Raw genomic sequence first — 12,680 nt, 5'->3', positions numbered from 1 at the left:
TTACCTCCGAAATAAATCTTCATAATCTAAATCTAATACCTGCACAATCCTTTCTACCCATGGACTTTGAGGCATTCGTTGTTCCATCTTGTAGTGACGAATCTTTTGATACAAACGATTCAATTCACTTGGATAGTGAAACTCTCCCGCAAACATTTTTCTGGTTAACTCAATCCAGCTGATATTTCTTTCAGCCAAAATAATGGACAAGTTCTCCCAAAATCGTTCAGCCATATTGCTTCTCCTTTAGTTAGATAAATAATGTGTTTGTGTCATGTAAATCAATTGTTTCGTATCTCTTGGCAATAAAGCTCTAGCTTCCTCCAAATTTAGATTTGGATAAACTCGCTTATTTGAAACCGCAAGAGGAAGTCTGATGGTTAGTTCAGGATTTTTTAATATCATTTCAATGAAATCCGTTAATCTTAAATTGTCACGGTTCTTAAATCGTAATAAATTAGGAGATAAAAACTCAAAACAATCTGAAGAATAGCTCATCATCTCAATTAATTTGTCCTTTGTCATTTCAGAAACTGAATGACAAGATACATCGATGCCATAGTTTTGGAAGAAGTCTAAAAGAAGTTGATTTCTTTGGCTATTTTTACTTAGATAGAGATCAATCATGGGAGACCTCCCAAAGATTCGGTTCCATTTGATATTCTGAGACGATTAAGGAATCTAATAAATTTGCGAAGTTAATCGGTTTCTTGTCTTCATCAAAAGCTTTTACAGTTACTTGGGTTGTAAGTATTCCCTCTTTTCCCTCAGCTCTATAGCCTTGTCCATATAAAACAAAAACAAGATTCTGATGATCATCTACAAAGGCATCAGCTCCGTTCTTTATATCCTGACTTTCAAGGAATTCCATAATGTTTTGAAGATAGGATTCGTAAAATAGGGGGTAGTTGTGTTTTTTATGGTAATCATCTAAAAATGTCACCTCAAACTCACATGGATAATTGGGCATCAAAAATATTTGTTCATCCAGCTGTTTGATTTCTGCGTCATGTAATTCTGTTTCTAATTCATCACAATCTAGTATTGATTCTTTATTTAATGCTTTCATCTTTTTCCTCTACTTCTTTTAATTTCTTTGCGATTGCGGCAATCACAGGAACGGTTACACTATTAGCAGCTTGTTTATAGAGCTGACTATTACTAGAGACTTTTCTAGCAGCTTCAAAAGCCCAATCAGGAAAGCCCTGCAATCGAAAACACTCTTTAGGAGTGATTCGTCGTATTCTCAAACGGTAAAATTGTCCATCTATTAAAACACCAGCTACTTGGTAAACTTGTTTATCTTCTCCTTCATAGCTAGCCACTACTACTCCCATTTGCCCACTAGTTGTTAACGTATTAGCTATACCTTTTCCAACTCTACCACGACGATGCTGAGAACTTGGTCTTTCTAAATTGATTGAATCCCCAATCTCTGCTTGAGCATATCCTTTTTTCGTTGCCTCTCGGACTTTTAGAAATTGGATTGGTTCTGGAATCAGTATTTTGGGGATTTTATCTCCTCCTTGCATCGTAGTCAGTGTTGGAGATAAGCCCTCACTTCCATAGACTCTACCAGTTTCCTTAAAGCTAGTTGGTAAATCTCCAACAACGACAATACCATGGCGATCCTGAGTATTTAAAGTAAACATTGGCTCTTGATTATCCTTGAAACGTCTACCATTTTGTCTCTTGTCTAATCTGTCTGGTGTCATACAAGGAATCGCAATTTTAAATCCTTCTCCTTTTCCACGAACTAAGGTTGGCGCAAGACCTTCTGAATAATAGACTTTACCACTCATTCCACTTTTTGATGGATTCAAATTCCCTAATATTTTTAAAGTCTCAGGGTTAGTTGCTTGACCTTCTCGTCTGAAAGGAAATAAGAGTCTGGTACCTCTCTTTCTAGAATGTCCGATAATAAACACCCTCTCTCTGTTTTGGGGAACGCCAAAATCCTTACTGTTAAGCATCTGCCACTCAACATCAAACCCCAATTCATCAAGCGTGGTAAGGATTGTGGTGAACGTCCGTCCCTTATCGTGATTGAGTAGGCCTTTAACATTTTCAAGAAAAAGAAAACGTGGTTGGATTTGTTTGGCCGCTCGAGCAATTTCAAAGAATAAAGTTCCTCTAGTATCTTCAAATCCCAATCGTCTTCCTGCGATTGAAAATGCTTGACAAGGGAATCCTCCACAGATGACATCGACTTTCCCTCTAAGTTTTTTAAATTCGTCATCTGAAACATCTCGTATGTCATGAAATTCAATTTCTCCTTCCGTTTGAAAAATGGACTTATAAGATTCTCTAGCAAATTTATCAATCTCACAAAATCCAATACACTCGTGTCCGACACTTTCCATTCCTAGTCGAAAGCCACCGATACCTGAAAATAAATCAATAAATCTCATTTCTTTATCACCCCTTTCTTATCGACTATCATTGTCAGAACTGTCACTCCACTTGAAATGACAATGAGCATAACTAATATCCACTCGATTGGCGACATTTAACCACCTCCTTTTCTAACACGGTTGTTCCAAACGGAATACAAGCCATTAAACACAAATTCAGCAAGTACTTCCGCTCGTCTAACAAAGCGAACATTGTCAAGAGCATACTGATAGATTCTCTCAAAATCAGTCATAGCAATTTCACTGGCTGTTTCAGAAAACCCCTCTCGTCTAAATTGATCTTGCACCAATCCCCAAATATAATCTCGATCATATTTTGTGACCTTTTCTACTTTTCTTTTCAAGATAGGTTGAGTATCCCTCTCCTCCTCATCCTCAATAAATAAAGAATCAGTCTCACTATATTTAGTCTCACTAACTTCAGTCTCACTAGGGGCTGAATGTGAGACGGGGGCCGTTTCATTTTCACCCTGCCCTAGTCTTTTTTTAACACTAGGCCTGTTTGAATTAGCTACTGGGGTAGAAGATAATTCCCCTAAATAAATCTTATTAGCTAGTCTTCCTTTCTCACTTGAAGACTGTTGAACTTCATCAATTAAGTCATATTCTTTAAGAGTTTTTTTGATGGACAGTAATTTTGACTTCGAACAACCTAATAGCTTCATCAGTTTAGAATTAGAAAATACTAAATAGACCGCTCCCTCTTCATCTATCCAACCACGACTGAGAGATAATTCTAAACGATCTTTTAAAATAGAATAAGCCACCTTTACTTCTAGTTTCATATCCATATATTTCTCATCCTCAAAAAGAATTTTAGGTAATTTGTAATACCGTTCTGAAGTTTGGTATTGATTTGCGGTAATTCGTTTCATAGCGTTCCTCCAAGTTCTTTGAGTATTAAATCTCCACTTGATTCGAAGCGAACCAAGCCACTTTTTTCTAATTCAGCCATAAGAGATATGGCCTCAACAATATCAATTCCCATTTCACGTACTAAAAATGAAATGACAATATAGCGTGATGATTGTAATTCTTTTGTCATTTTCCCTCCTGAAAATAAAAAAAGGAGAACAATATACAATTGTTCTCTCTTTAGATAAATATTTATTGTTGTATTCATTTTTCCGATGCGCAAACGACATCTACAAATACATATACATCTATGTGCCTTTTTAGGACTTTTCTGACGTCAAAATTGCCTTTATCTACAAAGACAAAATGCTTGTAAAATAGCTTAAAATCAAGGATTTTCACCCTTTTTTTCGTTGTAGCAACACTACACACTCCACGTGATGAGTTTGAGGGAATAAATCAACCGGCTGTACTTTCTTCAATTCATATCCCAATTCTCGGTAGAGTTTGATATCACGCGCCATCGTTGAGACATTACATGAGATATAGGCGATGCGTTTAGCTCCTGTTTGACTACTTGCCTTGATAAAGCTTTCTGTGAGTCCTTTTCTTGGTGGGTCCACTAGTATAAGGCTGGGTTGAATCCCTTCCTTGAGCCACTTCTTCATGGCATTTTCGGCTGTATCACAGACATAGTGGGCGTTTGAAATATTGTTCAGTTGAGCATTCTTCTTGCTATTCTCAACCGCTTCTGCAATCACTTCAACACCATAAACTTCCTTGACATGTTTCGCAACAGAGAGGCCAATCGTCCCGATACCAGAGTAGGCATCAATAACCACATCATCTGATTTTAATGCTGCAAAGTCAATAGCTGTTTGATAGAGATTCTCCGCCATTTCAGTATTGACTTGGTAAAAAGCGGGACCAGCGATTTGGTAGTCATTTCCCAACATTTGGTCGGTAATATAGTCTTGACCATAAAGCGTACGCCATTCCTTACCAAAAATAGCATTAGTGTTCTGGTCATTAATATTTTGCATAACAGACACAATCTCTGGGAACTGCTTGATTAATTGTTCAATCAATTGTTCCACACGGAAAATCTTTGGACGGGTTGTTACCAAAATAACCATGATTTGTCCTGAGTAATGCCCACGACGTACCACAAGGTTTCGAATCAAGCCAGCTTGTTCCTTTTCATCATAAGGTTTCAGGTCATAACGACGGAGCAAGTCACGTAGAGCTACTACTACCTCATCAATCACAGGATCTTGGATAAAGAAATCTTCTAGAGGCATGAGGTCATGCGAATTCTTACGGAAAAATCCTGTTTCCAAGACACCATTCACACGACGAACAGGGACCTGCGCCTTATTGCGGTACTTGACTGGATGTTCCATACCTAAAGTTTCAGCAACCTCTATATCATCAATTCCAGCAATCTTATATAGACTATCCTTAACTTGCTTGGTTTTAAATTTGAGCTGTTCTGGATAGGCAAGATGACCTAAATCCGCGATTCCTGAACGCAGGTAAGCCAAATCTAAATCTTGATTACGGTGTGGTGATTGAACAAGGTATTCTTCAACTTTACCAAAACCAATCTTTTTATTGACCTTGAGGACACGCATGAGGATTTTTTCACTCGGTAAAGCATTCTCGACAAAGAATACCAAACCATCCACCTTGGCCACTCCTGCACCTTCATGGGTCAAGTCAACAATTTCAACTTCTACAATATCATTTTTCTTTAACATTTTCTTCTCTTTCTATTGACCGACAAAAAAGACGGCAACGTTACGGTTACCATCTATTATACCATGATTTTTCTTAAGAACCAAAACTCTTGAAGAAGTTGACAATGGCTTGCCAGAGGGAGCTTAGGAAATTGCCGCCGTCCTCTAGCGCCTTATCAGCATCAAAGTTAAGGTTGATATTTTTAAAACTGTCGCCAGCTTGTGAAACAATACTTTGTTTAAGGTCATTCAGGGTTTTAGTGAAGTCTGCATTGCTGAGGATATCACTCTTCGATAGATTCAAAGCAAAATTGATGATGATATTGATTTGGTTTCCTGTTATAACCTGATCAAGTTTGTAATTTTTCAAGGTATCTTCAACAATTTTACGGATATCTTCCTCCGTCAGATTTCCCTTGCTTTCTTTAGCTTTGGCGAGTCCTGACTTGATATCAGCTAGGGCAACGTTTAATTTATTAGCATCATAGCCTGACTTGTCCTTGTTTTCAGCATTGATATCGGACAAAGCCTTCAACTCTTCTTGAGCCAAATCTTTGTTGGCTTGTGGCACCTTGGCTCCATTAGCTTCAAGTGAATAGTAAATCCCTGCTAAGGCACTCTCACCTGTAACTGAAATAGGTGCTGCTACAGTAATTTTGGCGTGTTCCACACCCAAAGTTACGGCCGCATTGCGGTACATATCCTGCGTCACCTTAGTGATGTTTTCTGGTGTTTCAATCTTGACCTCAAGTGGCGACTTGTCACCTAGCTTTTGAATCTTGGCTGATGAATACAATTGTAAGCTAGAGTCATTGGCAACATTCATAATCTTAGAATAGACATCAGGTGTCATGGTCTTGAGTTCTTTGGTGTCTGTTGAGGCATTGTAGCCTAGTTTTTTAAGGGTTTGATTTTTTTGATCTTCAGACAATGATGAACCTAGGACATATTCAGGTTGAACATAGGTTTCATCGATGACTTTTTGAACATCAGTTGCTGCATGGACACTATTCATAGCTGTTACTGCCCACAAGACCGCAGCACTGGTCAGAAAGAGTTTCTTTCTCATAGGGAATTTCCTCCTTTACCTTTCTAGAGTAATATATCTATCTTAAAGAAAACTTATAACAAAAACACCTGGACTAGCCAGATGTCGAAAAGAGAGTAAAACATTTGATGATGTAAAGGTTGAGTTGCACCTGTCTAGAATAATAATAGTTTCCTCCATTTACATAGAGTTCGGCTCCATGAAAAATGGAAATGGGGTGAATATAACTATAAGTCTTTCCAGTGGTGTTACCAAGCAAGGGAGCAACAGTATCACGAGAGTACTGTTTGGCCAGTGCTAGGGTGTTTTCCTTACCATTTTGGGCGATAAAATCGATATAGGCAGGTCCAAAATTATAGGCTTGAACAGCCGTCCAGACATCTACCCCCTTCTTCTGGGCCAGATAGAGATTATCTGTCAGAGTTTGAACACCTTGCCGAATGCTAGAAGCATTATCATTGATGGTATTGGTGGAACCACTTGCAGACTCACTAGACTGCATAACATCGCCTTCTTTTCCTTTTGTTTCAGTATAAATCATAGCGAGCACAAGCTCTTCGTTTGCTGGGGTGTCTTTTTCACTCAAGATTTCTCGCACCATGGGTTGATAGGTCATGACTTGCTTGACATCCTGGTGAACGTGGTAAGCTTTATATCCAGCAAAAAGGAAGACTGCTAGTACAAGCACTCTTCGAATTCGTTTAAACATTATTTACTTTGGATATCCTCGATATTTTTGATTAAGATAGAGTAGGTTCCATTGTCGTTTTGGATAAACTCAACAGACTCGGCGTCTTGATAGACGTTATTAGGAACTATGAGCTCAATTCCATTTGACAAGGAAAGTTTTTGGTTTTCAAATTTTTTAAGCTGACGACTGGCATCAATTTCATCAAACTGAACAGGCTCTGGTACGGCTTCTTTGACTTGATCAATAAAGCTCAAACGAGCCGTCAGATTGTTGTCAAAAAGGTCGTTGGCCAATTTTTCAGGCGACAATTCATTGCTTTCTTCTAGGTTGTTGAAAATCGCTGATTTGACCTTAGATTGAAATTGAAAATCATCTGTGTTAAAAGATTCAGCAATTCTCTGGGCTGTTTTTTCCAGTTCTTTGATAGATTTCTTGGGAGAAATCTTAGGGGAAACGGCAAGAAGATTGTCTGAAAAATAGTTCAAGAAAGTCCCATTGTACTTGATGCGTTTTTCAATGAGATGGTACTTGCGACTCTGAAGATTGACCACCAAGGCCTCATCAGCACCCGTTCCAAATCCAGGCAGGTTATTCTGAGTCAGCTTGATTGGATTATCAACTTCTCCACCGAGGTGGGTCAGGGTCTCACGCAGGGCAATTCGTAAGAAAGCGAAATGTTCTACACCTTCTTTAGAAAATTGCACAAAAATCAAGTCATTGGTCTTGAGGTTTTCAGAAATACTGAACTCTTCTTTCCATAGATTAGCCAGTGTTAGTGATGTCTCCAACAAATCGTCTGTTATATGATTGAAGAAGGGATTTTCTTCCTCGAAAATCCCAGTCTTGGCTTCATCTGAATACACACGTTCAATTTTTCTACGCAGGTATTCTTCGATTTTTGGAGTAATATTGAGAAGCTTATCCGCTAGGAACAGCTCGGTATCATCCGGACTGAACTGGTGAATAATGGCTTTCTTAATATAAATGTCCATAAAAGTTTTAGTCCTCGTATAATGGGAAGGCATCTGTCAATTCTTTGACTGCACTTCTCACTTCTTCTAATACAGCCTCATTTTCTGCATTCTTAAGGGTTTTAATGATGAGTTCAGCCACTTTGCGACTCTCTTCTTCACCAAATCCACGCGCAGTAATTGCTGCAGATCCGATACGAATCCCACTTGTCTTGAATGGTGACAAGGTTTCGTAAGGGATTGAGTTTTTATTTAGGGTAATATTGACTTCATCCAGCAAGTTTTGAGCAACTTTTCCGTTTTCTACAACTTTAGTCACATCAACTAGGAAGAGGTGGTTTTCAGTCCCACCAGAAATGATACGGAAATCAGGATCTTGCAAGAAGACATCTGCCATAGCCTTGCTGTTCTTGATAACATTAGCAGCATATTCCTTGAAGGCTGGATCCAAAACTTCTTTGAAGGAAACTGCCTTAGCAGCAACAACATGCTCCAAAGGACCGCCCTGAATACCTGGGAAAATTGCTGAATTGATCTTCTTAGCTAGGTCCTCATCATTGGTCAAAATCAAACCACCACGAGGTCCACGAAGGGTTTTGTGGGTCGTTGTTGTCGTGATATGAGCGTATGGCACTGGACTTGGGTGAAGTCCGGCTGCCACCAAACCAGCGATATGAGCCATGTCCACCATGAGCTTAGCCCCAACAGCATCAGCAATTTCACGGAATTTTGAAAAATCGATAATTTGAGAATAGGCTGAAGCACCTGCTACAATCAATTTTGGTTTGACTTCTTGGGCTTGTTTCAAGATAGCATCAAAATCCAAGAGTTCCGTTTCAGGGTCCACACTATAAGACACAAAGTTATAAGTTTGACCTGAGAAGCTGACAGGAGCTCCGTGAGTCAAGTGTCCACCTGCTGCCAAATCCATACCCATAACGGTATCACCTGGCTCAATCAAGGCCATGTAAGCCGCACAGTTGGCTTGGCTTCCTGAGTGAGGTTGGACATTAGCGAATTTAGCGCCGAAAATTTCTTTTGCACGTTCAATAGCTAGACTTTCTACCACGTCTACCACATCAGTTCCACCATAATAACGGCGTCCTGGGTAGCCTTCGGCATATTTATTCGTCAAGATAGACCCTTGAGCTGCCATGACAGCCTTGGAAACTACGTTTTCCGAAGCAATCAATTCAATGTTATTTTGTTGGCGTTCTTCTTCTTTGGCAATGGCATTCCAGAGATCAGCATCATATACTTTAAAATCGTCTTTGTCAAAAATCATAGGTCTTCTCCTTTTATTGTGTGACTAGTCCATTAGTTTAATTTTCTAATAAGAAAATTAAACTAAAAGATGCGAATAAACCGTTTCTGCATTTTATCACAAGTATAACCAACTTTTTCATAAAATGCATGAGCACCCAGACGATGATCGGCAGAGTTTAAGCGGATAAACCCGTAACCACGTCTTTTTGCTTCTTGCTCCAACCCTTGCAGTAAGCCTTTACCGATACCTTGCCCTTGTGCTTGAGGTGAAACTGCTAAAGCTAAGATATTAAATCCTGCTTTAGAATAAAGTGATTCATAGACCTCAGCGTGGACATATCCAAGTAAGACATGACTAGCTGCATCCTCATAGCCAAGTAGGAAATGATGTGAATCCTGAGATAATCTAGCTAGTTGACTAGCTGTTTCCTCTGTACTAAAAGAATAGCCCAAAGCCTCTTGATTGATGTCACAAATAGCTTTCACATCTGTTTCTTGCAAATCTCTTAGCATTTTATTCCTCCTCAAAAGAAATCTCTGGCAACCGAGCAAGAATATCTTCTCGCTTAATGGCCCCTTGGCGTAAGATTTTCACCTTGTCTCCAGACAAATCCACAATAGTTGAATCCTGTCCAGTTAAAAAAGCATCGTCTTCCAGACCCAGAACCTCTTGATCAAAATCCTTCAGAATTTGTTCAAAGGTCACTCCACTTGCCTGACCTGAAATATTGGCAGACGGCCCAATCAAGGGACCTGTCTCTCGAATCAAATCAAGGGTAATGGGATGACTCGGCATCCGAAATCCAACAGTCGCAAGGCCAGAATTGACCCAATAGGGAACTCGGTCATTAGCTTCGAGAATAATGGTCAAGGGACCTGGTAAAAAGATCTCTACAAGTTTTTGTAGATAAGTTGGCTGATTCTTAGAAAAGTACAAGATGTCCTCTAGAGAGGCGATATTGAGATTGAGTGCCTTATCTCTTGGACGACGTTTAATCCGGTATACATGATTAACTGCTTTTTCGTCTAGAGCCTTGGCAAAAAGACCGTAAACTGTCTCTGTAGGTAGAACGGCAGCTCCACCATTTTCCAACTCTTGTCTAATCCTGTCCATCATCAACCACGACCATCCTATCTTGACCAAATTGGTCCTTGAGTGTTCGAACTCTTTTTTCAGGAAGATGTTTCCTAAAAAGATCAGGAACACTTTGACCTTGCTTGTATCCAATTTCAAGGTAAATCTTACCACCATCTTTGAGATAGTCTTTTGCATCTTCCGCAATTCTACGGTAAATAGCTAGGCCATCCTCGTCTGCAAAGAGAGCTAGATGAGGCTCCGAATGCAAGACATTCAAGCCGACCTCTGACTCATCTTCACGAGAGATATAGGGTGGATTGGAAACAATTATATCATATTTTTCAGAAATTTCTGTAAAACAGTCAGATTTTTTTAAAAATATTTGAAGATTTTGATTTTTAGCATTTTCGCCGGCTACATCTAAAGCATCTTGGGAAATGTCTGCTGCTGTCACTGACCAAGCTGGTCTGTTTTTTGCTAGAGCGAGAGCAATAGCTCCACTACCTGTTCCAATATCCAAAACTGAAAGATTCATCTCAGGATTTTCAGCCAGGATAAGCTCCACTAACTCCTCTGTCTCTGGACGAGGGATCAATACTCGCTCATCAACTTTTAACTGCATTCCATAAAAATCTGCCTGTCCAATGATGTACTGTGCCGGTTTATGAGATGCTAACTGTTGTAAAATTCCTTTTACAAATACTTCTTCCTCTTCCGTCACTTCCTGCTGGAGGGAAAAAACAAAGTCTGTAAAAGATAGATTTTTGAGGCTACGATAGACAAAAGAGAGGCTTTCTGCTTCCTCTCCTTGTCTTATCAACTCTTCTTCAAAATCTGAAAATAATTGCGCTAATTTCATTATTTGTTTAATTCTTCTAATTTTTGTGTTTGGTCATAGAACACCAAGGCATCCACAACTTCATCCAATTTACCAGACAAAATGGTATCTAGTTTTTGGAGGGTTAAACCGATACGGTGGTCTGTGACACGGTTTTGTGGGAAGTTATAAGTACGAATCCGTTCTGAACGGTCACCAGTACCGATTGTCGACTTACGCTCAGCATCTTGTTCATCTTGTGCAATTTGTGCGAAGTGGTCAGCAACACGCGCACGGATGATTTTCATGGCTTTTTCACGGTTTTTCTGCTGGGTACGTTCTTCCTGCATCTCAACCTTGATATTGGTTGGCAAGTGAACGATACGAACGGCAGTCGCAACCTTGTTGACGTTCTGTCCACCAGCACCTGATGCATGATAGATGTCGACACGAAGGTCTTTTGGATCAATATCGTATTCTACTTCTTCGACTTCAGGCATGACAAGAACTGTTGCTGTTGAAGTATGAACACGGCCTTGGCTTTCTGTCACAGGGACACGTTGCACACGGTGGGCACCAGATTCGTACTTGAGTTTAGAGTAAACAGATTGACCTGAAACCATGGCAACGACTTCTTTGAAACCACCGACACCATTCATAGAAGCTTCCATAACTTCAAAGCGCCAGCCTTGGGCTTCAGCATACTTTTGGTACATGGTTAGCAAATCTCCAGCGAAAAGTGCTGCTTCGTCTCCACCAGCGGCGCCACGGATTTCAAGGATGATGTTCTTATCATCGTTTGGATCCTTTGGAAGGAGCAAGATTTTCAGTTTTTCTTCGTATTCTTCTTTTTCAGCCTTGGCATCTTTGAGTTCTTGCTTGGCCATTTCTTCCAAGTCCGCATCTCCGCCTGATTCCTTAATCATTTCTTCAGCGTCAACGATGTTTTGAAGGACTTGTTTATACTCACGGTAGGCTGTTACCGTATCACGAGTAGAAGCCTCTTCTTTGGAAAGATCCATGAAACGCTTGGTGTCCGAAACTACATCTGGGTCACTGAGCAACTCTCCTAATTCTTCATAACGGTCTTCTACAGCTTGTAGTTGATCATAGATGTTCATTTTTCTTCATTCTCCTTATTGATTTCAGGCGCAAAATAATGTTTACGACAAACTGAGATATAGGTTTCATTACCACCAATCTGGATCTGTTCTCCATCGTAAACGGGCAGTCCATCCTGAGTACGCAACACCATGGTCGCCTTTTTCTTGCAATACTGACAAATGGTCTTGATTTCATCAATCTTATCTGCTAAAAGCAAGAGATACTTGGAACCTTCGAACAGTTCATTGCGAAAATCATTTTTCAAACCAAAAGCCATGACGGGTATATCTAACTCATCAACAACACGAGCTAGATCATAAACATGATGACGTTTAAGAAACTGGGCTTCATCAACCAACACACAGTAAGGTTTTTCTGATAGGTCTCGGATATAGCCGAAGATATCAGTTGTTTCCTCAATCGCAATGGCAGGGCGTTTCATGCCAATACGACTCGACACATAGCCAACACCGTCACGCGTATCCAGAGCCGAGGTCATAATCACAACACCTTTTCCTTGCTCCTCATAGTTATAGGCCACCTTGAGAATCTCAATCGTTTTACCAGAGTTCATGGTCCCATAACGATAATACAACTGTGCCATGTTTCTTGCTTCACGTCCATTTCTAAATTTTTGCTACATTCTAGTATATCATAATTTTCTTAAGCTTTAAACGGCAAAATGTGGTAAAATAGA

At 39.8% G+C, this 12,680-nt stretch carries 16 protein-coding genes; all 16 read right to left on the bottom strand.

The features are described 5' to 3' along the window. A complete protein-coding gene (locus ADJ60_RS09045) occupies window positions 1-234 on the bottom strand; it encodes a hypothetical protein (RefSeq protein ID WP_000840776.1) in 234 nt (77 codons plus the stop codon). A gap of 12 nt (window positions 235-246) precedes the next feature. Beyond that, the gene (locus ADJ60_RS09040; protein WP_049544657.1) at window positions 247-627 is read right to left on the bottom strand and encodes an arsenate reductase family protein; all 381 of its coding nucleotides are present in this window, start codon (window positions 625-627) and stop codon (window positions 247-249) included. Beyond that, window positions 620-1,069, bottom strand: a complete 450-nt coding sequence (locus ADJ60_RS09035; RefSeq protein ID WP_000645881.1) for a hypothetical protein — start codon at window positions 1,067-1,069, stop codon at window positions 620-622. The genes ADJ60_RS09040 and ADJ60_RS09035 overlap by 8 nt, the downstream gene beginning before the upstream one ends. Beyond that, entirely contained in the window at window positions 1,053-2,411 is a 1,359-nt protein-coding gene (dcm, locus tag ADJ60_RS09030; protein WP_049544656.1) for a DNA (cytosine-5-)-methyltransferase, read from the bottom strand. The genes ADJ60_RS09035 and dcm overlap by 17 nt, the downstream gene beginning before the upstream one ends. A 98-nt stretch (window positions 2,412-2,509) precedes the next feature. Continuing rightward, on the bottom strand, window positions 2,510-3,289 hold the full coding sequence (locus ADJ60_RS09025) for a replication initiator protein A (protein ID WP_000822769.1): 780 nt from the start codon (window positions 3,287-3,289) through the stop codon (window positions 2,510-2,512). Further along, on the bottom strand, window positions 3,286-3,459 hold the full coding sequence (locus ADJ60_RS11650) for a hypothetical protein (RefSeq protein WP_000159603.1): 174 nt from the start codon (window positions 3,457-3,459) through the stop codon (window positions 3,286-3,288). The genes ADJ60_RS09025 and ADJ60_RS11650 overlap by 4 nt, the downstream gene beginning before the upstream one ends. Before the next feature lie 208 nt (window positions 3,460-3,667). Continuing rightward, a complete protein-coding gene (rlmD, locus tag ADJ60_RS09020; protein WP_049544655.1) occupies window positions 3,668-5,029 on the bottom strand; it encodes a 23S rRNA (uracil(1939)-C(5))-methyltransferase RlmD in 1,362 nt (453 codons plus the stop codon). Window positions 5,030-5,102: 73 nt separating this feature from the next. Beyond that, window positions 5,103-6,077, bottom strand: coding sequence for a DUF1002 domain-containing protein (locus tag ADJ60_RS09015; RefSeq protein WP_049544654.1), 975 nt, complete (start codon window positions 6,075-6,077; stop codon window positions 5,103-5,105). 73 nt (window positions 6,078-6,150) lie between these two features. Further along, complete coding sequence (pmp23, locus tag ADJ60_RS09010; RefSeq protein ID WP_000476366.1) at window positions 6,151-6,765, bottom strand: cell wall hydrolase Pmp23; 615 nt, start codon at window positions 6,763-6,765, stop codon at window positions 6,151-6,153. Next, window positions 6,765-7,739, bottom strand: coding sequence for a nucleoid-associated protein (locus ADJ60_RS09005; protein ID WP_049544653.1), 975 nt, complete (start codon window positions 7,737-7,739; stop codon window positions 6,765-6,767). The genes pmp23 and ADJ60_RS09005 overlap by 1 nt, the downstream gene beginning before the upstream one ends. 7 nt (window positions 7,740-7,746) lie before the next feature. Continuing rightward, entirely contained in the window at window positions 7,747-9,003 is a 1,257-nt protein-coding gene (gene glyA, locus ADJ60_RS09000; RefSeq protein WP_049544652.1) for a serine hydroxymethyltransferase, read from the bottom strand. Between the two features lie 62 nt (window positions 9,004-9,065). Next, window positions 9,066-9,497 (bottom strand): GNAT family N-acetyltransferase, encoded by a 432-nt coding sequence (locus tag ADJ60_RS08995; RefSeq protein ID WP_049544651.1) that lies wholly within the window; start codon window positions 9,495-9,497, stop codon window positions 9,066-9,068. 1 nt (window position 9,498) lies between these two features. Beyond that, entirely contained in the window at window positions 9,499-10,101 is a 603-nt protein-coding gene (locus ADJ60_RS08990) for an L-threonylcarbamoyladenylate synthase (RefSeq protein WP_049544650.1), read from the bottom strand. After that, window positions 10,085-10,921 carry a peptide chain release factor N(5)-glutamine methyltransferase gene (prmC, locus tag ADJ60_RS08985; RefSeq protein ID WP_049544649.1) on the bottom strand — a complete coding sequence of 279 codons (837 nt, stop codon included), beginning with the start codon at window positions 10,919-10,921 and terminating at the stop codon, window positions 10,085-10,087. The genes ADJ60_RS08990 and prmC overlap by 17 nt, the downstream gene beginning before the upstream one ends. Further along, complete coding sequence (prfA, locus tag ADJ60_RS08980; protein ID WP_049544648.1) at window positions 10,921-12,000, bottom strand: peptide chain release factor 1; 1,080 nt, start codon at window positions 11,998-12,000, stop codon at window positions 10,921-10,923. Before prfA ends, prmC begins: the two co-directional genes overlap by 1 nt. Further along, window positions 11,997-12,587, bottom strand: a complete 591-nt coding sequence (locus ADJ60_RS08975) for a thymidine kinase (protein WP_020902848.1) — start codon at window positions 12,585-12,587, stop codon at window positions 11,997-11,999. Before ADJ60_RS08975 ends, prfA begins: the two co-directional genes overlap by 4 nt. Window positions 12,588-12,680: the final 93 nt, after the last annotated feature.

It is taken from the genome of Streptococcus pseudopneumoniae, from assembly GCF_001076775.1.
GTDB lineage: Bacteria > Bacillota > Bacilli > Lactobacillales > Streptococcaceae > Streptococcus > Streptococcus pseudopneumoniae_G.
The sequence above is the reverse complement of the archived record's forward strand: the minus strand, read 5'-3'. Positions and strand labels throughout refer to the sequence as shown.

What these genes read in the sequence shown, in the direction of transcription:
- ADJ60_RS11650 (WP_000159603.1), bottom strand. Translation starts at nt 3,459, where the DNA reads ATGACAAAAGAATTACAATCATCACGCTATATTGTCATTTCATTTTTA.
- ADJ60_RS09015 (WP_049544654.1), bottom strand. Translation starts at nt 6,077, where the DNA reads ATGAGAAAGAAACTCTTTCTGACCAGTGCTGCGGTCTTGTGGGCAGTA.
- pmp23 (WP_000476366.1), bottom strand. Translation starts at nt 6,765, where the DNA reads ATGTTTAAACGAATTCGAAGAGTGCTTGTACTAGCAGTCTTCCTTTTT.
- rlmD (WP_049544655.1), bottom strand. Translation starts at nt 5,029, where the DNA reads ATGTTAAAGAAAAATGATATTGTAGAAGTTGAAATTGTTGACTTGACC.
- ADJ60_RS08990 (WP_049544650.1), bottom strand. Translation starts at nt 10,101, where the DNA reads ATGATGGACAGGATTAGACAAGAGTTGGAAAATGGTGGAGCTGCCGTT.
- dcm (WP_049544656.1), bottom strand. Translation starts at nt 2,411, where the DNA reads ATGAGATTTATTGATTTATTTTCAGGTATCGGTGGCTTTCGACTAGGA.
- ADJ60_RS09040 (WP_049544657.1), bottom strand. Translation starts at nt 627, where the DNA reads ATGATTGATCTCTATCTAAGTAAAAATAGCCAAAGAAATCAACTTCTT.
- ADJ60_RS09035 (WP_000645881.1), bottom strand. Translation starts at nt 1,069, where the DNA reads ATGAAAGCATTAAATAAAGAATCAATACTAGATTGTGATGAATTAGAA.
- prmC (WP_049544649.1), bottom strand. Translation starts at nt 10,921, where the DNA reads ATGAAATTAGCGCAATTATTTTCAGATTTTGAAGAAGAGTTGATAAGA.
- ADJ60_RS08975 (WP_020902848.1), bottom strand. Translation starts at nt 12,587, where the DNA reads ATGGCACAGTTGTATTATCGTTATGGGACCATGAACTCTGGTAAAACG.
- ADJ60_RS08995 (WP_049544651.1), bottom strand. Translation starts at nt 9,497, where the DNA reads ATGCTAAGAGATTTGCAAGAAACAGATGTGAAAGCTATTTGTGACATC.
- ADJ60_RS09045 (WP_000840776.1), bottom strand. Translation starts at nt 234, where the DNA reads ATGGCTGAACGATTTTGGGAGAACTTGTCCATTATTTTGGCTGAAAGA.
- ADJ60_RS09005 (WP_049544653.1), bottom strand. Translation starts at nt 7,739, where the DNA reads ATGGACATTTATATTAAGAAAGCCATTATTCACCAGTTCAGTCCGGAT.
- prfA (WP_049544648.1), bottom strand. Translation starts at nt 12,000, where the DNA reads ATGAACATCTATGATCAACTACAAGCTGTAGAAGACCGTTATGAAGAA.
- ADJ60_RS09025 (WP_000822769.1), bottom strand. Translation starts at nt 3,289, where the DNA reads ATGAAACGAATTACCGCAAATCAATACCAAACTTCAGAACGGTATTAC.
- glyA (WP_049544652.1), bottom strand. Translation starts at nt 9,003, where the DNA reads ATGATTTTTGACAAAGACGATTTTAAAGTATATGATGCTGATCTCTGG.